Genomic DNA, 349 nt, shown 5'->3' with positions numbered 1-349 from the left:
ACGGCCGGTTCGCCGTCGGCGCCCAGGCCGGCACGCCGGGCGCCGGCCTTCAGGCCCAGTTCGCGCTCAGCCCGGTCGTGGTGCTGCGCGGCGGCTATGACGTGCTGAAATGGGATCGGGACCAGACCTACAAGGGCATCGATTACGACGCCAAGATCGACTTCAAGTCGCCGGGCGCCTTTGTGGACCTGCATCCGTTCCGCAACGGCTTTCTGATCTCGAGCGGGGCCTATTTCGGCGATCGCAAGGTCGATCTGGATGCGACACCCACCGGAAACGTCAATGCCGGCGGCGCGACCTTCACCCCGGCCCAGGTCGGGACATTGACCGGCCGCATCGACCTGGAGAG

The 349-nt window shown here is 66.8% G+C and carries 1 pseudogene; it reads left to right on the top strand.

The features are described from left to right. Nucleotides 1-349 (top strand): annotated as a pseudogene (locus B3T77_RS03940) (hypothetical protein); the annotation flags it as partial.

The sequence above is a fragment of the Brevundimonas sp. UBA7838 genome (assembly GCF_002500885.1).
Classification (GTDB): domain Bacteria; phylum Pseudomonadota; class Alphaproteobacteria; order Caulobacterales; family Caulobacteraceae; genus Brevundimonas; species Brevundimonas vesicularis_C.
The sequence above is the reverse complement of the archived record's forward strand: the minus strand, read 5'-3'. Positions and strand labels throughout refer to the sequence as shown.